This is a genomic window from Ureibacillus sp. MALMAid1270, assembly GCF_049202975.1.
GTDB lineage: Bacteria > Bacillota > Bacilli > Bacillales_A > Planococcaceae > Ureibacillus.
In genome coordinates this window covers 38,633-59,036 of record NZ_JBMIRP010000097.1, presented here as the reverse complement: position 1 = coordinate 59,036, position 20,404 = coordinate 38,633, and the positions used below count along the sequence as shown (strand labels likewise).

Genomic DNA, 20,404 nt, shown 5'->3' with positions numbered 1-20,404 from the left:
CTCTCCTCCTAATTACGCAATGCGCGTCCAGTTAGATGAAGAAATACGTCTTCTAATGTTGGTTCTTCTATGTTGAAACTATTTAACACGACATTATGTTTTTCACAAAGGTTCAGTAAAGTTGGTAAGAGATTTGCATCTTTTGCCACCGTAAAGCTTATTTCCGATTCTTTCACTTGTAAGTTTGATAGTAACGGTTGATTTGTAATTTCTTGAATTAATGAATTGGAGTGGCGATCGAACTTAACAACAATCATTTTTTCTGAAGAAAGAATTGATTTTATTTCTTCTTTTGTACCTGAAGCAATAATGCGCCCTTTATCCATAATGTAGATTCGATTACATAAATACTCAACTTCTTCCATGTAATGGCTCGTATAGATAATAGCAGTCTTAAATTCTTGATTTAGCTTATTAACAGTTTCTAAAATATGATTACGTGACTGTGGATCAATCCCAACTGTCGGTTCATCCATAATTAAATATTGTGGCTCATGTAAAAGGGCTACTCCGATATTCAATCTTCTTTTCATCCCACCAGAATAATGCTTTACTAGTTTTTTATGTTCATTTTCTAAACCTACTTGTTTAAGAACGACTTCAATTCTTTCCTTTAGTTGTTTTTTGGGCATTTTATGCACACTTCCGAAAAACTCCAAGTTTTCCCGCGCTGTTAAATCACCATATAGCGCAATTTCCTGTGGAACTACTCCTAAAATGTTTCGTAGGTTTCTTGGGTTCTTATTCACATTTTCATTTTGTAATAATACATCCCCACTACTAGGTGGAATAAGGGTTGAAAGCATAGCAATAGTAGTTGATTTCCCTGCTCCATTTGGACCTAGTAGTCCAACTATTTCTCCTGGTTCTATATAAAAGTTCACTTGGTCAACTGCTTTCACTTTTTTATAAATTTTCGTTAAATTTACAACTTCAAGCATTTTTTTCGCCTTCCTTTCCATTCTAACCATACAATACCAAATACTTCTATTGATTATTAGTCACTCATGTCATTTTCAAAATGACTTAAGTCATAAAAAAAAGCAGTCTTATGAATATACAAGACTACTTTCCAATAATTGTGAATAAATTACTTAAACAAGACCATTCTTGATAGCATATATGGCAATTTGTGTTCGATCTCGAAGCTCTAATTCTTGTAAAATATTAGTTATATGATTCTTAACGGTCCCGACGGATAAAAATAGTGCATTGGCAATTTCTTTGTTTGTCTTACCTTCCCCTACTAATTTTACAATTTCTAACTCTCGTTCTGATAATGGGATGGGCTGTTTTTCAAATGATGTATATTGTTGTTGTAATAGTTTAGGCATTAACTTCGCTGCGACATCTTCCTGTATGACCATGCCACCATCTAACACACTGTGAATAGAAGTAAGAAGTTTCTCAGGTGGTGACGATTTTAAAATAAAGCCCATTGCACCATCTTTTAATGTTTGATAGGCATATTCATCGTCATCGAAAGTTGTTAAAATTATTATTCTCATATTAGGAAAACGGGTTCTAATACGTTTTGTTGCTTCAATTCCGTTCATTTCTGGCATTCGAACATCCATTATAATTAAATCTATATGTACTTTTTCGATCATTTTTAAAGCTTCTATACCATTACTCGCTTCCGCTACAACTTGAAATTCTGAGTCTTGTTCGATAATCATTTTTAATCCATTTCGAACAATCGCTTGGTCTTCCACCAGTAATATGCGTACCGTCATTTTCCTTCACTCCTTAACGGAAATGTCCCTTCGACAATAAACTGTTGATCCGTTTTGTTTACCCTAAAATCTCCTTCTATTTCTTGAAAGCGTTCTTTCATATTCTTAAGCCCAAATCCTTGAACAATCGGGTAATGAGCATACACTTTATTTTTCACAGAAAAATGCACATGCTGTAACGCGTTAAGTGTAATGGTAACTTCGACTTCCTTCGATTCACTATGTTTCATGGCATTTGTTAAAGACTCCTGTAATACTCTATAAAGTACAATACTTTGCTCATTTGTTAATGGAATGGACAATATACCTCTTTCGAGAGTAAATTTTATAATTAGATTACTCTCCATTTCTAACTTTCGAATTAATTGAATAACAGATTGTATTCCTGTAGTTTCATTTACTTTTAATTGACGAACAGCATATCTCGTTTCTTCTAAGCTATCTCTTGCTAATTGCTTAATATAATGTAAATCTGTTGGTTTATTTTTTAATTCCATTACTTCTAATTGCATAAGTAAAGCAGTTAGCTTGTGGCCTACGGAGTCATGCATATCGCGAGCTATTTTAGTCCGTTCCTCAGCACGTACAAGCTCTTCTTGTTCTACGGAACGTCTTTTTAGTTTTCTATATTGTAATAAAAGTTGTTCATACAACTCATTTTTTTCATTTATATTGATTGCATAATGATTTAAAAAAATCGTACAAATAAGAAGGAGGCTGAACAACAATAAACTATGTAAATGAAGAACATCCATAATTGAGAAAGTAATTAATAGTAATAAGACATAAAAAATATAAATAAAAAATTCACGAGTCATAAGGTTAAATGTACCATCTAATAAAAAGAAGGATAACAAAATTAACCAATACTCCATTTGTAAATTAAGAAAAGCAACAATTAAGAACAAAGATACGATCATTAAGTAATTAACGATAGGCTTCTTAAAGACTGGTAATAAAAAATATAATACTAAAATGATCGTTAAGACGATGAACACGCTAACCATTGGATCATTTGATTGATAAGATTGATATAATAGAATAAATATTAGTAACGTTAAACTACCAAATCGCAATAATAATTCCTTCATAAAGTGAACCCATCCATTCTTATTCAAATCACCTAATTATACCATTTTTGCATATGTCTAATTTTATGAATCATGTAAATTATTTATAAAGAAAAAAACAGAGGCATAAACTACCTCTGTGATTATTATTCAAAATATATTAGATTAATAATTCATCAACTTTTTCTAATGTCATTGGTTTATAAAAGTAATAACCTTGAGCAACATTACAGCTCATCTCACGGATAAATTCTAACTGTTCTTCACTTTCAATACCTTCAGCTACCGCAGTAAGGTTAATACTTCTCGCCAATTCAATTATTGTCTTTACGATTGCACTTCCACCATTGTCGTTAATATTATTGATAAAGCTTCGGTCAATCTTTAATTCATTAACAGGTAGTTGGTGTAAGTAACTTAATGAAGAAAAGCCAATTCCAAAGTCATCTACTGAGCTTTCAAAACCTTCAAGTTTTAAATCGTTAATAATTTGCTTTGCACGTTCTAAATCGACTAAACCGATATTTTCAGTTAATTCGATTTTGATATACCGTGGATTGATTCCATAGCGATTTACGACTGCTCGTAATTTTTCAATAAAGTTTTCAGAGTAAAAATGACTTGGTGAAATATTTACAGAAACTTGGTACAAAGGTAAATTACTTTGTTTTCTATTCAGTAGCCATTCTAAAACCTGTTCAATAATGAGAAAATCCAAATCTTCAATCATTCCAATTGATTCGGCTGCTTCAATAAAAACTACTGGTGGGATTTGTCCGAATTTAGGAGAATTCCATCTCGCTAATGCTTCAAAACTAACAATTTTTTCATCAACAATATTAACTTTAGGTTGTAAAAATACTTTAATATCTCTTTTACGAATCGCAAGGACTAATTCATTTTGAATTAATATTTTTTCTTTCAAATCCGTACTAAATTGTTTTTCAAAATATGTAATCGAATTACCCGCTTTTTTTCGGGAATAACTTAAGGCAATATTCGCCTGACGAACACATTCATCTATATTAGAAGTAAATTCATTTAATGAATTTACACCTACTTTTAATGTGATAAATAATTCTATTTCATCCAAAGTAAACGGTTGATTAACGATATTTACTATTTGGTCTACGTACTTTTTCATGTCATTTTCATCACATTGTCCAGCAACAACAATTGTGCCTTCAGAAGTAAGCGCAATAACAGATGGAATATCTTTTAATAAATCCTGCACCCTTTTATATAATTCCTTATGTAATAGGCTTATTTGTTGTCTCCCAAATGTATCAGCAATTTGACAATAATCTCCTGGCTGAAGTGTCAAAATAAACCCCTTTGAATTCATATCGATCAACTTATTTATATGTTCGAGGAAATAGTGATAATTTGGAAGCTTTGAAATCGGATCATAAAATGATAAGTTTACTATTTCTTCTTTATATTTGTTTATGTTTATCAAGACAGAGAGCGTATATATGTGTTTCCCACTATTATCAATTAGCTTATGTTCAGTGTAATTAAAACAAACCGTAAATCCGTCTTTTTTATAAATTTCTACATGAGTTTGCTCCTGTAGGTTATTTAATTCGAATTCATTTGGACCATCGATTGTCTTAAAATGAAAATTACTATGTAGGAATGTTTCTTTACTTTCACCAATAACTTCATCATTTCTTACAACAATAAGTTTAGTGAACATTGGATTGACATATACGATAGGTTCGTTTGCTATATTAGGATTTGTTATGAAAAATGGAAAATTGATTTGTTCTCCTATTTGATCAAATACGTTTTGTAATTCGGATGTCTTCCTCTCTATCTCTTGCATCCTCAATCCACCTTCCAATTGTTCCTTATTTGTCTATATTATTGGAAAAAGAGTAAAGAATCTACCTTTTTATCAATAAATCACATCTCACCTAAATTTTAACTACAACAAAGCACACCGAAATTTAGTCATTTTTTTACTATTTACTATCATATTTCGTAAAATATCTTTCAATGGCTAGTCATATTTTTATATTAATATGAAGAAAATGTAAAATATTCAGAACTTTTTATCCTTTATAGTATTTAAGGTTGATAGATGACTCACTCGGTTGTAATCTTTCACATACCAACCATCATCATAGATAATATGACTCATTCCACCGTTAAAAAGTCCATTTTTCCTTGAAATGACTTCCTCGTTGAACAATGAATTTAGCAGAACTTTTATCACACCACCATGGGCTACAACAATAATATTTTGATTTTTATACAACTCATGTAATCTGTTTATTCCCGACATGACTCTTTCTCTAACAACTTCGAATTTTTCTTGGCTTGGGCATTCGAAATTCGGAAAATATTTTAATCTTTCTTCAATTGTTAGTCCTTCGATTTCCCCATAATCCCTTTCGATAAATTCCTCCATTACAACAATGGGTAACTGTAGTTCTTCATTAATAATTTCAGCAGTCTGTTTTGCACGTTGAAGCGGACTCGTTACAATGACATTCCAATCAAACTTGCTTAAATAATTTTGACAATCTTTCGCCTGTAAACTTCCCATTTCGTTCAGTGGAATATCTTTTCTACCTTGAATTTTTCGTTGGTTATTCCAATCCGTTTCCCCATGACGTACTAAACAAATGACCGTCATACGATCATCCCCCTTATGTATAATTACCTATGTATCACCCAATTATTTCCACGCATCTCCTTATAAGCCAATTTTACAAATGACCCATTACTAATTACAATCATACTATTAATTAAACAAAAATGGTAAAAAGAAACCTATTTTTTACTAAATAGATTGTAAAATTTCTAAAGAGAAAGGAAGCGTTTCAACAAACTTTGAACGCTTCCTTAATTTTTAATCACTTTTGTTCGATCGATTCTTCAATGGTATTTATTCTTTCTAGCATAGGTGGATGAGTATATCTAAACCATTTTATTAAAGCTGGTGGATTAACTTCACTTAAGCCTGCCTTCGCTAATTTTTGGAACCCACTAATTGCTGCATTTGGATCCTCCACTAGTTCGATGGCAAATTGATCCGCCCTAGCTTCCTGATATCTAGAAACTGCATTATAGAATGGATTAGAGAAAAATAATAGAAAAGATGATACTAGTAATAATAAAGGTAGTGAATGAATCTGTTTGAGACTTTTTATTTTCAATTCTTTTCCATACTTTTGTATTAACCATGGCAAGATTTTTGAAATCAACCATAATCCGACAAACATCATTAAAACATACCCAACGATCCCAATGTAAATGTGCTTTTCAACATAGTGTCCCATTTCATGACCCATGATAAATAGAATTTCTTCGTCAGATAACCGATTTAACGTCGTATCCCATAAAACAATTCTTGAATTGTCTCCAACCCCAGTGACATAAGCATTTAATGCATTTGTTTTTTCTGCCATATTCACTTCGAAAACATGTTCAGCTGGAATATCTGCTTCTTGAGCTAACGACAAAATTTTTGCTTCTAGTTCCTTGTCTTGTAATGGGTAAAATTCGTTATATAGCGGATCGATAATAACCGGTTGTATGTACATTAAAAAGATAGAGAATGGTATGGTTAATAACCATGCATAAAACCACCATTTTTTTGTACTTTTCTTTATGAGCCAATAGAGTACAGAAATAACGATAACTGTTATAACAAAATTAACCCAAAAATCGATAATATTATCTCTCATCCAAGAAGAAAACTCTTGAGTACTTATTCCATAACTTTTACTTAATGTATATCGAAAATAGTTAATTGGAAAGAACACAACAAATGTTAATAATGATAATAAAAATAAATATATGGCATTGTGCATAATTTTCCATCTTGTAACTGTTGACCATTTTTCAAACAAATATGATAACCCTGAAATCAATATAAATAAATACAGTAACCATTCAAATGGAGTCAAAATAAAAAATAAAAAGTTTCTTATTTTAGAATACTCTCCACTTAATAATAGTTCTTGTTCTGTCATGAATGTTTCTGGATCACTGGTTGACCCTTTTAAAGAATCAGGAATACCTCCATTATTTAAGTGGAAAAGATAGAAATACATAATAAGCACATAAATGCCAAAGGCCACTAACGCACGGATTCCCCATTTTTTCGCCATAAACACCCACCTATAGTGATTCATTTCATTTCTACACTAATATAATCAAATAGAACAAAAGATAGAACTAATTTTCATACTTAAACTCTTTATAAGAATGAGACTACATGTCTACTTATTTTAAATTATTGAACTTTCTGTTCTTCCTTTAGACAATCTGTATTTAAAAAAATCTCATCTTCAAGACTTTTCTTCTGTCGATTTTTAAACTTAATAATTATTGATTCAATATTGCTCGTTCCAATTATAACACCAGTAATGATGATAATTGTCCCCGTAATTTGTTGGTAAGTAATGAACTCATGTAATAAAATTGTCGTTCCAAACAATGCGAAAACTGTATTCAAATTAACAAAAATAGCAGATTCAGCTGTACCAATATGCTTTATACATAAGTTGTAAAGACTATGTCCTAATCCAGTTGCAACTATAGCGGATAATAAAAAGACAGACCAAAAAGTTAAATTCGCTGTAGCAAAAGAAACAATACTAGATGGATTGATTAAAGTCGAGCTTATCACCAATAAAATCGAACCAATTGTTAACATATATGCAGTCATTAATAAGGGAGAGATGGTTCTTGTTCCTCTTCTAATTGCAATAAAGCTAAAAGCCTGTAAAAAGAACGAAAGGAAAACTAAAATATCTCCCATTTCCCAATTCAGCAATTCACGAAAATCTCTAACGACTGCTATTAAAACACCTATTCCACCTAAAATAAAACCTATTAATTTAGATTTAGTCATAATTGTGTCTTTAAAAATAACAGCAATTAACGCAACTATTAACGGACTAAGTCCACTGATTATTGCAGTTTTTGTTCCAGTTGTTTGCTGTATTCCAAATGCTAAAAATGCGTGGTGACAAATAACACCGAAAAAACTACCTAACAATATATATTTCCAAGGCATATTTCGTACATATAGTTTTTGCCTTAGAATTATTAAAAAAGTAAATACTGTAATACCCGCTAAAAAAATTCTAAAGGATTGTAAAGTTAACGGATCTCCGTTTGAAACAATAATTTTTAGCCAAGTAACATTTAATCCCCAAGCTAACATAACTAATACTAATATTGTATAGATTTTAGCATTACTCATTAGATCGCCCCTCTTTATACTCGCAAAGCAATAGGAAAAACCCCATAATTCATTACGAATTATGGAGTACTTTACTACTACCTACTTTTTTAAATACGTATGCCCCATCTACAACTGAATCTAATTTCACATGATCTCCGATTGCTACTGATTCTAAAATTCGAGCAGTTACCTTTGCTTTAGAGTTTTTTAGTTGTATCAATGCAACGGTATAAGGGGCAAGATGTGCAAATTGTGCTGGCGGTACTTGAATTACAGTATAACTATAAACTGTTCCCTCATCTGGTACGTCAATTTCATTTGTAATTTCTTTACCACACGAGCTACAATATACTTTTTTTGTCACAGACTCAATTCCACAACATTCATATACTTTCATCATTTACACCCTCTCCAATATATGAACTACAGAATAGGCACCCGTACCACCTAAATTTTGAGCTATTGCTATTTTCGGTTGTTTTGCAAGTTGATTTGGAGCATTCCCTCTTAATTGACGAACAAGTTGATAGATTTGAGATACTCCAGTTGCTCCAATTGGGTGTCCTTTAGATAGTAAGCCACCACTCGTGTTAACTGGAATTTTCCCATCTACTTTTGTTTCTCCTGCTTCAACTGCTTTCCAACCTTCAAGTTTAGGGAAAAAGCCAAGTTCCTCAATGGATAGTATTTCTGTCATTGAGAAGCAATCATGAATTTCAGCTACATCTATATCATCTGGACCTAATCCTGCTTTTTCATATGCTATTTCACCAGATAATTTAACAGCAGGAAGAGATAACAATTCGATTGCGTCTTGCATTAATGTTGGACCCGAGCTTTGTGAAGAAGCACGCACCTTAATATTTGATGGCTTACTAGACAAGACGACAGCAGCTGCACCATCTGTAATTGGAGAACAGTCAAATAAACCTAATGGATCAGTAACCATACGAGCATTCACTATTTCCTCAATCGTAGTAGGCTTTTGGAATTGAGCTAATGGATTATTCATAGCATTTTCCCTATTTTTTAAAGCAACTTTTGCAAGATGCTCTTTTCGTGCCCCTGTCTGGTACATATATCGATTTGCTACAGTACCAAAGAATCCAGGAAATGTTAAACCTGCTTCTTTTTCTGTTGTACTTTGGTCCATTGCAGTGTTTATAAATTGGGTAACTGTTGCTGTTGAGGCGTGTTTCATTTTTTCAGCACCAACTACAAGGACATTTTCATATTCACCGCTTAAAATACTTAATACACCTTGTCGTAGAGCGATTCCTCCTGAGGCACATGCCCCTTCTAATTTTGCAGTAGGTATATAACCTAACCCTAAGTCATTCGCAACAATTGCCCCTAGAATTTCTTGATTAGACAATGTCCCGCCCATAAAATTGCCAACAAAGACAGCGTCAATTTTTGGATGATTGGCGTCCTTCAATGCATCTATACTTGCTTCAATTAAAAGATCTTTTAGTGACTTATCTTCAAAGCTACCAAACTTCGTCATGCCTATACCATGTACGTAAACTGTGGTCATTTCGTCACCCCAATGTGTTTTTTTACAAGCTCTCGCTTAAGAATTTTTCCATAAGAGCTCTTTGGTAAAGTATCAACAATATAAATCTCTTTCGGTTTTTTAAAGCTTGCTAGATGATTTTTACACAAATCAATTAGATCTTCATCCATCACTTCACCACGACCATTTGGAACGATATAAGCTACAACATTTTCTCCCCATTTTTCATCAGGAACACCAATAACACATGTTTCCTTCACATATGGATGTTTATTTAACACTTCCTCAACTTCCCGTGGATAAATATTTACACCACCAGAGATAATGACTTCTTTTTTACGATCTACAATATAAAGATAGCCATTTTCATCTAATCGTCCTAAATCACCCGTATGAAGCCATCCATCTTGTAACGTCTCATTTGTAGCTTTTTCGTTATTCCAATAGCCTTTCATAACGAGTGGTCCTTTAGCGGTAATTTCGCCGATTTCTCCCCTTTGTACTTCTCTACCTTCATCGTCAACAATTTTCACATCAACAAATGGCCCAATTCGACCACATGAATCTAGATGAGTTTGTAAATCATATCGAGGCATAATAGAAATACACATTGGCGCTTCCACTTGACCATATGTTTCGACAAACTTCGGACCAATTTTATCCAATGCTTCTTGTAGTTTAGCAACAGCAATTGGAGCTCCAGCCATATTAATTGATTTAATTGTTTTTAATTTAATAGGATCAAAGTGTTCATGTTGTACCATTAAGTTCACCATTGTGGGAACTAGAAAAATAACAGAAACCCGATCCTCTTCTAGGTGATTTACAAATTGATGTGGTTCGAACTTATCATAGACAATTTGTGTTAAGCCATAGAGCCAAGCAACGTGACTTAAAAAGTTTGCTCCGTGAGTAAGGGGTGCTACATGACCTATTATGTCGGTAAAATCCACTTCACACGCTATTGCGAGCGATTGTGCTCCTGTTACCATATTTCTATGAGAAAGCATTACGCCTTTTGGGTTTCCTGTAGTTCCAGAAGTGTACATAATAGCCATCAAATCATCTTCGTTTACTTCATTTTCATATGATTTACCATAATATTGTTTAACGATTTCTTCATAATCGTTACCTACAAAAATCGATGGAATTTCCATTTTTATATTATTTATTAACTCTTCTTCACCGATTAGTAGAGACATTCCTGAATCCTTTATTTGATACTCATGTTCTAATGGATGAAGACGATAGTTAAGTGGAACTTTTACTAAACCTGCAATGGATACTGCCACATCTAACTCAATATGCTCTGCCCGATTTGACATTAAGATGCCAATTCGATCTCCCTTTTTCAGTCCGATATGATTAAAGTAAGTTGATAAAGCATAGGCTCTTTTTTCTAACTCACCGTAAGTATATGAAACATTTTTATCTTTCACAGCAATTTTACTTGGATAAGCTTTTGCTGATTTTAACGCTAGTTTCCCGATTGTCGTCAATGAACTTAAGCCTCCTTTTGATTAAATGTGAAAACAGGTACATTAAAAATTTCATCATTCTTTCGTGTTAATACAACGTCTTTTAAAGGAAGAATTATAAATTCAACAGTGATTGCTGTAATGTTTTCACCCTCTATAAAATGACCACCATCAAGTTTTTTATCGCAGTCTACTACTGTCCCATGGAAGTGAACATCCAGTTCACCTTGCTCGTTTACCCCGATAAATCCAACTCCTGAAATAATTTCAACTTCTGAAGTTGTTTGGACCTTTGGAGAATATTTTATTAGGCCTTCTTTATCTCCTTTGGCTACTTGAAGGAATGTTGCATATTTTAAGGATCCTAAACATTGAAAATGTCCAGCACGCACGCCAAAATGTTCACATACTTCCTTTATTCCAGTAAATAGGTCTGTATCTTTTTTTAATCTTCCAACAATTCGCTCTGTCGATTTATCATAAAAAGCTTGCAATCGTTGGTTATCCAATACAAATTCCCCCATCTACCTTTAATACTTGCGCTGTTGTATAACTAGAGTCTCTAGATGCAAAGTATAATACCGCACCGGCAATGTCATTCGGCTGACCCATGCGTTTAATTACTTGTTGGCTAGTATCATATGGGACACCGGCAGTAATTCCAGTTGCTGTTGCACCTGGAGCAACTGAATTACATGTAATACCAAATGGACCTAATTCCTTTGCTACCCATTTTGTTAAGGCAATAACCCCACCCTTTGAAGCAGCATAAGCTGGACCGGATCTGCCTTTGCCTCCGTCACCAGAAGTGACACCACCATTTAACCCAGAAACAGAGCTTATATTAATAATTCTTCCGTATCCTGCATCCTTCATATGAGGGTAAACACATGCTTGAATAAATAAAAAAGTTGCTTTTAAGTTCGTGTTTAAATCCCGGTCCCAATCTTCTAAAGTCATTGTTTCAATATCTTTTCGACTTGCTGTACCAGCATTATTAACTAATATATGAACTTCACCGTATTTCTCAATTGTTCGGTTTACTGTAGCACGAACGAATTTTTCATCACGGATATCGCCTAAACATTCTAAATAACTCTCATGAGCTAATCTTGAAATTGTTTCTTTACAACTATTTAAATCTACTAAAACCGTATGAACTCCTTGTTTAGATAATTGGACTGCAACTTCTTGACCAATACCACTTGCAGCCCCCGTAATAATAGCAACATCATCTTTAAAATTCATAAACACTTCCCCTTTGCTGTTATTTCACTCCAAGTAAATCTGGTAAGAATGTTGTAATGATAGGAATATAAGTTACGATTAATAGAACAACGATTGAAGCAATAATAAAAGGCACTACGCCACGTGAAATTTGTAAAATATTCGTTTTTGACATACTAGCTGCCACATATAAATTCAATCCTACCGGTGGTGTAAACAAACCGATTGCAAGGTTAATTGTCATAAATACCCCGAATACGGTTGGGTCTACATTTAACTGCAACATGATCGGTAGTAATATCGGCACGAAAATGTAATATGCTGAAATTGCGTCAATAAATGCACCTACAATAAGTAAAATAATGTTAACTAGTAATAGAATGATATATTTATTGTCTGTAATTCCTAACACAACATCTGAAACCGTTGCAGCAATCTGTTCCGTTGTTACTATGTAGGCGAATACAGATGCCGCACTTACAATTATCATCACCACAGCTGTTTGTAGTGCAGATTCAATAAATATTCTATAAAGTACTTTGAAATAACCTTTACGTAAAATGAAAATACCAATGATAAGACCATACATAACAGCTACTACTGCTGCTTCAGTAGGTGTGAAAAATCCACCGTAAATACCACCTAAAATAATCACTGGCATTAATAATCCTGGAATAGCCTTAACAAATGCATCCCATTTTTCTTTACTAGTGCTTTTTCTTACTTGCAACTCTACAGATTGATTAAATATTCCACGTTTAATATCTCGATTTCTTACGTACATCCCTGCAATAAATAACCCTATTCCAACTAAAATACCAGGAATAATCCCCGCCATAAATAAGCGATTAATCGTTATCGGAATTTGATCACCAGCAACTATTGCAAAAATGATGAATGCAATGGATGGTGGAATGATAATGCCAATCGCACCTGCACTTGCTACTAATCCCCCAGCTGTTTCTTTACGATAGCCATTTTTTATCATTGCAGGTATTAAAATACCTCCAATCGCAGCTACAGTTGCTGGACCTGAACCCGATATTGCAGCGAAAAAAATTGCTACTAATACTGTTACTAGAACAATTCCACCTTTACGATGACCTACTAATGCTTGAGCAAAATCGATTAATCTTTTTGAAATTCCAATATGGTCCATGATGACACCAGCTAAAATAAAAAAAGGAATTGCAAGCAATGTAAATTTCGCAACACTTGTATACATAATGTCTGTCACAACTTCAAAACTTCCAAAACCGTTTGAAATAAATAATACAATAACCGAAGATACTGCAAGAGAAGCAGCAATAGGAACACGTAATGCAATTAATGCTAAAAAGGAACCAAATAGGGCAATTGCTGTCATATTTTCACTTCTCCTTTCACACCTTCAGTCTCAACTGTATTTATTTCATCATTTGCTTCATCTTTAATATCTTCAATATTATTTACTTGTTTTAATTCTTCTAAAGTTACTTGTACAGTACGAATTAAACAAAGAAGCGCTCCTATTGGCAATGCTAAGGATAGAATCCACTGCGGCATTCCTAGTGCAGGTGTTGTTTGAGATATTTTCATTTGAAATGCAACCATTTCATACCCGTAATATAGTAAAATTGCGAACAATCCTGCTGAGATAATTGAAGAGATTAATGAGATTACCTTTTTCCCCAGTTTTCCTGCAATGTCGTAAACTAAAGTAAATCCTAGGTGTGCGTATCTACGCACACCTAGAGCTGTACCAACAAAGGTTAATAGAACTAACAAATTTATCGTTATTTCCTCTGTAAAGGAGAAAGAGAATTTAAAAAAATTCCTAGATAATATATTGGCAAACGTTATTAATGTAATTGTCAAGAATGTTATAAATAAAATAATTTCCTCAAAATAATCTAGTATTTTCATGCCACGCCTCCATTATCTTTCTTGGAATGCTTCTAATAAGTCAGCTCCCCAGATTGATTCATACTTATCATAAATAGGTTGAACAGTATCTTTAAATGCTTTAATTTCATCAGCAGATGGTGTATAAACTGTCATACCTTTTTCTTCTAATTCTTTAATTTGTTTAGCTTCTCTTTCACGTGTAATTTTCACTTGATATGCAGCTGCTTCTTTACCTAAACGATCAAATAACGCTTTATCTTCATCACTCAAAGAGTCATATAATTCTTTATTAATCCCTAAAACTAGTGGGTCATATGAGTAATTCCATAATGTTAAATAATTTTGGACTTCATTAAGTTTTGCGGAATAGATTACATCGATTGGATTTTCTTGACCATCAATTGTCCCTTGTTGAAGAGCTGTAAATACTTCGGAGAATGTCATCGTTGCAGGGTCAGTTCCTAATTCACGGAACAAATCTGTGTACATTGTAATACCAGGAATACGAATTTTTAATCCATCTAAATCAGATGGTGTTTTTACGTTTACTTTGCTATTAGTTAATTGTCTGAATCCGTTTTCACCGTAACCAAGAACATGTACACCTTTTTCAGCAAGAAGTTCTTTAATCATTTCTCCACCTTTTCCAGCAAATACTTTATCTACCTGGTCAAGGTTATCAAATAAGAATGGTGCACTTGCAACCCCGAATTTAGGGTCTAGAATTGAGTAAATAATTGTAGAGTTAAAAGTTAAGTCAATTGATCCTTTAGCTAAACCTTCAACTGCTTTCCCAGAATCCCCGCCCGATAATTGTTCGTTAGAGAATACTTCAATCTTAATACGACCATCCGTTTCTTTTTCTAAGTCAGTCGCTAGTTTTTTTGCTGCTTCATACCATGTTGAAGCTTCACCAACTGTTACTGACATTTTTAAATTATAAGATTTTGCTTCACCACTACTTCCATTACTTGAAGATGAACCTCCGCAAGCTGCTAACACTAGAGTTAATAGTGCTAATAACGAGATTAATAGAAATTTCCCCTTTTTAAACGTCTTCACCTAACATATCCCCTTTGCAATTACAATAATTTTCAAAGTATAGTATCACTTTGAATTATAATTATTTTATAATTCTGAAAATTAAATATATATATACAAAGGACATAAAAATTCCCACTCTTTTTTAATATTTTTTGTCCAACTAATACATAAAAGTGAGATCTTTAATTGGTTTACCCAATAAATAAAAGGCTAGAACATTTTCTGTTCAAGCCTTTTTATAATAATATTTTCTATATAAGTAGATTGCCAAATTAAGATCTAATTTTATTTTGCTTTGGTTCAAATCTAGATCTAATAATTTTTCAATTTTTTTCAATCTATACTTAAGTGTGTTTTTATGGATATGAAGTTCATTTGCAATATCTTGTAGGGATGAATTACTGTTTAGCCATTTTTCAAGATTGAGTAATAGTTCCTCGTCGGATATGATTGGTTTAATCGTTCGATCTATGAAATTTTGAATTTTATATTCTTCTATTTCCGACAATAATAAATCGATCGTTAAATCTTCTTCAAATACAATTTCCGTTTCATCTGCAATAGCTATATTTAATGCGATATTTGCTTTACTATAGGATTCGCTTAAACTATAAAAATCTTCACAATTTCCAACACCAATGAAAACTTGTGATTTGAACTTTTTTTCAATTTTTCTCTTCAAAGTACGTAAACCGGTATCTAGTAGTTCCCGAGATACATTAGGAACTAGCATTATTAACTTATCAAAACTCCATTGGGTAATTCGCAGTTTTGGGTGAATCGTTTGAATACTATTCAAAAAATTAATCTCATTATATTCTAACCGTCGATCTACTTTTATTATAATAACCCGATTATAGATTTCTGTTTCAATCCCCATCAGATCGACACGTTGCGCCAGTATCTCTTTATCAATTCTTCCACTTAGTAAATCTACTAAAAAGAATTCAAACATTCTAGCGTCTCTTTCTTTTTCCTGTCGTGTTAAAAAGTCTTCTACAAATAATTCTGTAATTCTTTGAACAAGTTTTCCGTACTTTTCAATCTCAGAAGGTTTCCCTGTTACACCGATTACCCCAATTGGTGTATCTTCTATGATCAAAGGCATAACGAACCCCTCACGAACGCCTTTTAATCTACTAGCCAATTCCTTCGTCATATGCATGACTTGTTTATTTTTCATCGCAAGTATTGATCCTTCATGAAATTGATTGATACGTGATACATCAGTACTAGCAATAATAAAACCATTATGATCAATAACAACAACATCTTGATCAATTAATTTTTTCAGTTCATCTACTATTTTTGTACCAATAAACTGCAAATCAAACATATTTTGCTCCCCCTTCAAAACATGTCTGTTTAATGTGTTATAGCCTCATATGTTGATAAGTTCTTAGACACCTTTTTAATTTGTTCATAGATAATTTCTACAATATGGACAGCTTCAATAGTACTTGTTTGTTTTTCTTTATTAATACCCGCTTTCATTTGCATTAAACATCCCGGATTCGAAGTTACAATATAGGTCGGGTTCACTTCTTTTACATAGCCCATTTTAGTTTCTAATATTTTTCCAGCCATTTCGGGTTGTAATAAATTATAGATACCAGCAGATCCGCAACAACTATCTGCTTTCAACATTTCTTTGTATTGTACACCTGGTAGAGATTGTATAAGCCTTCTAGGTTGTTCGTACACTTTGTTAACGTTACGTAAATGACAAGAGTCTTGGTATGTTGCAATAACTGTTGTGTAAGATGTTGGTAATGTATTTAAATAATCTATTAAACCTAATTTCACTAATAACGATGAAATATCAATCATCTTTGATGAGAAACGTTGTGCTTTTTCTTTATATTTATGATCGCTTTCTAAATGTTTTTCATATTCACTTAAAAATGCACCACAACCTCCAGCGTTGTTGACGATATAATCGTACTCATCACTATCAAAAGCTTCTACATTTACTTTTGCATTACGCAATCCCTTAGCAAGCTCCCCACTATGTGCATGCAATGCCCCACAACATTGTTGTCCAGTTGGAATAATGACTTCTGCACCTAATAATTTTATTAGTTCAATTGTTTTATCGTTTATTTCTTTAAAAAGTGATTCCATTAAACATCCTGTAAAAAAAGCTACTTTAACTTTGGATGATTTAATTGGTTCTAGTTTTTCAACCTTTTTTGGAACTTCAGGTAATGCTTTTTCCATGTCTTTCATAAACGATGGGAATAAATTTAAAAACCCTATTTTTCTCGTAACTTTTTGCAACCCAGATTTTTGATAAAATCGGACTAATTTAACCGCTTTATTTAAATCTTTTTTGTCAGCAAATAAATGATTAAACGTAACGTTACGAACTGTTTTTTCAAAATTCTTTTGAGGCTTCACTTCCTGAACAGCGTCCCTTGTTTGTTCAATTAATGCACCATACTGAACCCCAGCTGGACACGCTGGTTCACATGCTCTACATCCTAGGCATAGGTTAAAAGAATCCTCAACGGAAGAATCCCATTGAATCTTTCCATCTCGAATGGCTTTCATTAAAGCTATGCGTCCACGTGGTGATTGTGATTCATCTTGTTCTGTATGAATATACGTTGGACAAGACGATAAACAAAAACCACACCTCATACAATCTAAAAGTAATTCTTCTTCTACATGTTTTAGAAATGATTTCTGCATTGCTACATTAATAGACACTTTGCAACACCACTCTCTTTTTCGTGTTCTTCGCAAACATTTTCCCAGGATTCATTATGTTATTAGGATCAAATGCGGCTTTTATCCCTTTCATTAAATGAATACCTGATTCCCCAACTTTCCATTCCAAATAAGGTGCTTTCATTTCACCGACCCCATGCTCTCCGGTGATTGTACCACCTAAAGATAACGCTGCTTCAAATATCTCTTCGAATGCTTCTTCAACTCGTTTTAACTCATCCTCATCACGCAGATCTGTTAAGCACGTTGGATGTAAGTTTCCATCCCCTGCATGACCAAAGGTAGCGATGGTTAGATTATATTTTTCTGCAATACGATCAATTCGTTTTACCATTTCAGCTAATTCAGATCGAGGTACTGTCGCATCCTCTAATATTGTCGTAGGTCGAAGCCTCGATAAAGCAGATAAAGCTACACGTCTTGCAGTTTTTAGTTGTTCAGCTTCATCTTCGTCATTTGCAATTTTTGCAAATGTTGCTCCATTTTCAACTGCAATTTCCGTCATCTCATGTATGTCTTGCTCAACCTGACTTAAATCACCGTCTTGTTCCAATAGAAGCATTGCCTCCACATCTGTTGATAACCCGATTTTCATAAACTGTTCCACTGCATCAATCGTTTTTCGATCAAGAAACTCTAGGGTAACTGGAATAATCTTATTTGCAATAATTGAAGAAACAGTTTTTGCAGCTGCTTCTAATGATTCAAAATAAGCTATACTAGTCATTTTATATTTCGGCAATGGAATTAGTTTTAATGTAATTTCAGATATTACTGCGAGTGTACCTTCAGAACCTACTAATAACGATGTGAGATCGTAACCAGCTACGTCTTTTGCAAGTTTTCCACCTGTCTGAACGATTTCTCCATTTGGTAATACAGCTGTGAGCCCCTTCACATAATCTTTAGTAACACCATATTTTAATCCGCGCAGTCCCCCTGAATTTTCACTAACATTCCCACCAATTGTTGAAATTTTCATTGAACTAGGATCTGGTGGATAAAATAGATTTTCATTTTCAACAAATTTACAAATATCAGCGGTAATCATCCCTGGTTGAACTGTAATCGTTAAGTTTTCTTTATCAAAATCTATTATTTTGTTCATATGGTTAAATAACAACACGACTCCACCTTGATTTGGAACCGTTCCTGCAGCTAAATTAGAACCTGATCCCCTTGGAACAATTGGAATTTTGTTCGCATTACATATTTTTACAATTTCAGAAACTTCTTTCGTGTTTCTTGGTGATAGAACTAAATCTGGCAAAGCTTGAAAATTAGCTGTTGCATCATAAGAATAGGCAAGAAGTTGTGCTGTTGATTGTTTAACATTGTTCTCACCAACAATATTTATAAATTGCTGGACTATTTGATTATCCATAAACCCACCCCACAAATTTATCTAATAAAATTATTATACAATTTGGAAAATTTAAATAATATGTACTTAATGATTAAATATTAATGATTAAAACTCCTCTTTTTATATAAAACGTCTAAAAAATAAAAAAAGAGCTAGCGATTTACGCTAACCCAATCTTTCTATTCTCATTTAACGTTTCATTTGAAATGCAGCCACAAACGGAATTATAGCTAGAAGTGCGAAGGCGATAAAGTATTGTTCATACATTGTAAAGATTGCCATAGGTACAAGGTAACCAACGATACTTACAAAGACAATTGGGGAAGATTTTTTTTGAAAACCTTTTACCATGAATATTAATGATACAATGACGAACAACCAAAGCGTTAATCCTAATAAAAAGAACTCCATTTGCTTCACCACCTAACTTTTGATATGTATAGTCCGAGATTAGTTAGGTTTAATTTGAAAACGTTTTCAATTCTTTTTGTAATATGTGGTTTCTTTTACTATAGTGTATTCATGCAATGTTTTTTTGTTCGCATCTAACTAGACTAATTAAAATGAATTTATAAATTTTATTCCATTTGTAAACTAAAATCCGAAAAATGAATTTGTTCGTGAATTTTTTGTACGTATTTTGTGAAATAAAAAAGGTTAACCTGAATCTTCAAGTCAACCTTATCACATCATCATTTAATTAATTTTATTATAATTCTACGATTTTCGGGTCTTCCCCTTTTGTATTCATTAAACGAATTTGGCTTGGTGTTATTTTTAATACAACCATTCTCGGATCATCTGGACCATCATACCAAAAGCGTAATGCCTTATTCCATACTTTTTCCTTTATTGATTCATCAGATGAAATTTCAACTTTACCTTCAATTTCAAGGAATGAATCTCCAAATCCTTTACCATCGTACCCTATTAGAATATGGGTATAGGGATTATTAGACAATTCCTCTACCTTATGAGTATCTTTACTTGTAACCGTGTATAAAGTAAAATTGTCATTAAAAAATGTCATATAACGAGAATGAGGCTTATTGTTTTCGATAGTAGCCATTGTTCCAATCATATTATCTTCTAATATTTTTTCTGCAATTTCTCTATTTGTTTTTGCCATAAAGATCATCTC

At 33.0% G+C, this 20,404-nt stretch carries 20 protein-coding genes; all 20 read right to left on the bottom strand.

All coding sequences use genetic code 11. The annotated features are described in order from the left end of the window. Positions 1-8: 8 nt before the first annotated feature. The 20 genes from ACOQFO_RS15650 to ACOQFO_RS15555 all read right to left on the bottom strand — a co-directional run bounded on the left by ACOQFO_RS15650 (position 9) and on the right by ACOQFO_RS15555 (position 20,392). Complete coding sequence (locus tag ACOQFO_RS15650) at positions 9-941, bottom strand: ATP-binding cassette domain-containing protein (protein ID WP_421690611.1); 933 nt, start codon at positions 939-941, stop codon at positions 9-11. A 153-nt stretch (positions 942-1,094) separates the two neighbouring features. Continuing rightward, positions 1,095-1,736 carry a response regulator gene (locus ACOQFO_RS15645; protein WP_421690610.1) on the bottom strand — a complete coding sequence of 214 codons (642 nt, stop codon included), beginning with the start codon at positions 1,734-1,736 and terminating at the stop codon, positions 1,095-1,097. Continuing rightward, positions 1,733-2,827, bottom strand: coding sequence for a histidine kinase (locus ACOQFO_RS15640; RefSeq protein WP_421690609.1), 1,095 nt, complete (start codon positions 2,825-2,827; stop codon positions 1,733-1,735). The genes ACOQFO_RS15645 and ACOQFO_RS15640 overlap by 4 nt, the downstream gene beginning before the upstream one ends. A 139-nt stretch (positions 2,828-2,966) precedes the next feature. Next, on the bottom strand, positions 2,967-4,634 hold the full coding sequence (locus tag ACOQFO_RS15635; RefSeq protein ID WP_421690608.1) for an EAL domain-containing protein: 1,668 nt from the start codon (positions 4,632-4,634) through the stop codon (positions 2,967-2,969). A 219-nt stretch (positions 4,635-4,853) separates the two neighbouring features. Continuing rightward, positions 4,854-5,450: a histidine phosphatase family protein gene (locus tag ACOQFO_RS15630; RefSeq protein ID WP_421690607.1), complete on the bottom strand. Its 597-nt coding sequence runs from the start codon at positions 5,448-5,450 to the stop codon at positions 4,854-4,856. A 220-nt stretch (positions 5,451-5,670) separates the two neighbouring features. Further along, on the bottom strand, positions 5,671-6,930 hold the full coding sequence (locus ACOQFO_RS15625) for a M48 family metallopeptidase (RefSeq protein ID WP_421690606.1): 1,260 nt from the start codon (positions 6,928-6,930) through the stop codon (positions 5,671-5,673). Positions 6,931-7,055: 125 nt separating this feature from the next. Next, positions 7,056-8,030, bottom strand: coding sequence for a DMT family transporter (locus ACOQFO_RS15620; RefSeq protein WP_421690605.1), 975 nt, complete (start codon positions 8,028-8,030; stop codon positions 7,056-7,058). A gap of 52 nt (positions 8,031-8,082) precedes the next feature. Further along, a complete protein-coding gene (locus ACOQFO_RS15615; protein ID WP_421690604.1) occupies positions 8,083-8,412 on the bottom strand; it encodes a Zn-ribbon domain-containing OB-fold protein in 330 nt (109 codons plus the stop codon). Beyond that, positions 8,413-9,549 (bottom strand): thiolase domain-containing protein, encoded by a 1,137-nt coding sequence (locus tag ACOQFO_RS15610; RefSeq protein WP_421690603.1) that lies wholly within the window; start codon positions 9,547-9,549, stop codon positions 8,413-8,415. Then, positions 9,546-11,027 carry a class I adenylate-forming enzyme family protein gene (locus tag ACOQFO_RS15605; RefSeq protein ID WP_421690602.1) on the bottom strand — a complete coding sequence of 494 codons (1,482 nt, stop codon included), beginning with the start codon at positions 11,025-11,027 and terminating at the stop codon, positions 9,546-9,548. The genes ACOQFO_RS15610 and ACOQFO_RS15605 overlap by 4 nt, the downstream gene beginning before the upstream one ends. 5 nt (positions 11,028-11,032) lie before the next feature. Beyond that, complete coding sequence (locus ACOQFO_RS15600) at positions 11,033-11,515, bottom strand: PCC domain-containing protein (protein WP_421690601.1); 483 nt, start codon at positions 11,513-11,515, stop codon at positions 11,033-11,035. Further along, positions 11,508-12,254, bottom strand: a complete 747-nt coding sequence (locus ACOQFO_RS15595) for an SDR family NAD(P)-dependent oxidoreductase (RefSeq protein WP_421690600.1) — start codon at positions 12,252-12,254, stop codon at positions 11,508-11,510. The genes ACOQFO_RS15600 and ACOQFO_RS15595 overlap by 8 nt, the downstream gene beginning before the upstream one ends. Before the next feature lie 19 nt (positions 12,255-12,273). Next, positions 12,274-13,599, bottom strand: a complete 1,326-nt coding sequence (locus ACOQFO_RS15590) for a TRAP transporter large permease (protein WP_421690599.1) — start codon at positions 13,597-13,599, stop codon at positions 12,274-12,276. Continuing rightward, on the bottom strand, positions 13,596-14,138 hold the full coding sequence (locus ACOQFO_RS15585) for a TRAP transporter small permease (RefSeq protein WP_421690598.1): 543 nt from the start codon (positions 14,136-14,138) through the stop codon (positions 13,596-13,598). The genes ACOQFO_RS15590 and ACOQFO_RS15585 overlap by 4 nt, the downstream gene beginning before the upstream one ends. A 12-nt stretch (positions 14,139-14,150) precedes the next feature. After that, positions 14,151-15,182 carry a DctP family TRAP transporter solute-binding subunit gene (locus tag ACOQFO_RS15580; RefSeq protein ID WP_421690597.1) on the bottom strand — a complete coding sequence of 344 codons (1,032 nt, stop codon included), beginning with the start codon at positions 15,180-15,182 and terminating at the stop codon, positions 14,151-14,153. Between the two features lie 208 nt (positions 15,183-15,390). Next, entirely contained in the window at positions 15,391-16,500 is a 1,110-nt protein-coding gene (locus tag ACOQFO_RS15575; RefSeq protein WP_421690596.1) for a CdaR family transcriptional regulator, read from the bottom strand. Positions 16,501-16,529: 29 nt separating this feature from the next. Next, entirely contained in the window at positions 16,530-17,876 is a 1,347-nt protein-coding gene (locus ACOQFO_RS15570) for a (Fe-S)-binding protein (protein ID WP_421690595.1), read from the bottom strand. Beyond that, positions 17,866-19,281, bottom strand: coding sequence for an FAD-binding oxidoreductase (locus tag ACOQFO_RS15565; RefSeq protein WP_421690594.1), 1,416 nt, complete (start codon positions 19,279-19,281; stop codon positions 17,866-17,868). The genes ACOQFO_RS15570 and ACOQFO_RS15565 overlap by 11 nt, the downstream gene beginning before the upstream one ends. Positions 19,282-19,452: 171 nt before the next feature. Beyond that, positions 19,453-19,674 (bottom strand): hypothetical protein, encoded by a 222-nt coding sequence (locus tag ACOQFO_RS15560; RefSeq protein ID WP_421690593.1) that lies wholly within the window; start codon positions 19,672-19,674, stop codon positions 19,453-19,455. A 298-nt stretch (positions 19,675-19,972) separates the two neighbouring features. Continuing rightward, positions 19,973-20,392, bottom strand: a complete 420-nt coding sequence (locus tag ACOQFO_RS15555) for a pyridoxamine 5'-phosphate oxidase family protein (protein ID WP_421690592.1) — start codon at positions 20,390-20,392, stop codon at positions 19,973-19,975. Positions 20,393-20,404 lie beyond the last annotated feature (12 nt).

Excerpts from the sequence above, each read along its gene's own strand:
- ACOQFO_RS15595 (WP_421690600.1), bottom strand. The coding sequence starts at position 12,254 with ATGAATTTTAAAGATGATGTTGCTATTATTACGGGGGCTGCAAGTGGT.
- ACOQFO_RS15650 (WP_421690611.1), bottom strand. The coding sequence starts at position 941 with ATGCTTGAAGTTGTAAATTTAACGAAAATTTATAAAAAAGTGAAAGCA.
- ACOQFO_RS15625 (WP_421690606.1), bottom strand. The coding sequence starts at position 6,930 with ATGGCGAAAAAATGGGGAATCCGTGCGTTAGTGGCCTTTGGCATTTAT.
- ACOQFO_RS15615 (WP_421690604.1), bottom strand. The coding sequence starts at position 8,412 with ATGATGAAAGTATATGAATGTTGTGGAATTGAGTCTGTGACAAAAAAA.
- ACOQFO_RS15635 (WP_421690608.1), bottom strand. The coding sequence starts at position 4,634 with ATGCAAGAGATAGAGAGGAAGACATCCGAATTACAAAACGTATTTGAT.
- ACOQFO_RS15630 (WP_421690607.1), bottom strand. The coding sequence starts at position 5,450 with ATGACGGTCATTTGTTTAGTACGTCATGGGGAAACGGATTGGAATAAC.
- ACOQFO_RS15610 (WP_421690603.1), bottom strand. The coding sequence starts at position 9,549 with ATGACCACAGTTTACGTACATGGTATAGGCATGACGAAGTTTGGTAGC.
- ACOQFO_RS15645 (WP_421690610.1), bottom strand. The coding sequence starts at position 1,736 with ATGACGGTACGCATATTACTGGTGGAAGACCAAGCGATTGTTCGAAAT.
- ACOQFO_RS15585 (WP_421690598.1), bottom strand. The coding sequence starts at position 14,138 with ATGAAAATACTAGATTATTTTGAGGAAATTATTTTATTTATAACATTC.
- ACOQFO_RS15555 (WP_421690592.1), bottom strand. The coding sequence starts at position 20,392 with ATGGCAAAAACAAATAGAGAAATTGCAGAAAAAATATTAGAAGATAAT.
- ACOQFO_RS15565 (WP_421690594.1), bottom strand. The coding sequence starts at position 19,281 with ATGGATAATCAAATAGTCCAGCAATTTATAAATATTGTTGGTGAGAAC.
- ACOQFO_RS15640 (WP_421690609.1), bottom strand. The coding sequence starts at position 2,827 with ATGAAGGAATTATTATTGCGATTTGGTAGTTTAACGTTACTAATATTT.
- ACOQFO_RS15590 (WP_421690599.1), bottom strand. The coding sequence starts at position 13,599 with ATGACAGCAATTGCCCTATTTGGTTCCTTTTTAGCATTAATTGCATTA.
- ACOQFO_RS15620 (WP_421690605.1), bottom strand. The coding sequence starts at position 8,030 with ATGAGTAATGCTAAAATCTATACAATATTAGTATTAGTTATGTTAGCT.
- ACOQFO_RS15560 (WP_421690593.1), bottom strand. The coding sequence starts at position 19,674 with ATGGAGTTCTTTTTATTAGGATTAACGCTTTGGTTGTTCGTCATTGTA.
- ACOQFO_RS15575 (WP_421690596.1), bottom strand. The coding sequence starts at position 16,500 with ATGTTTGATTTGCAGTTTATTGGTACAAAAATAGTAGATGAACTGAAA.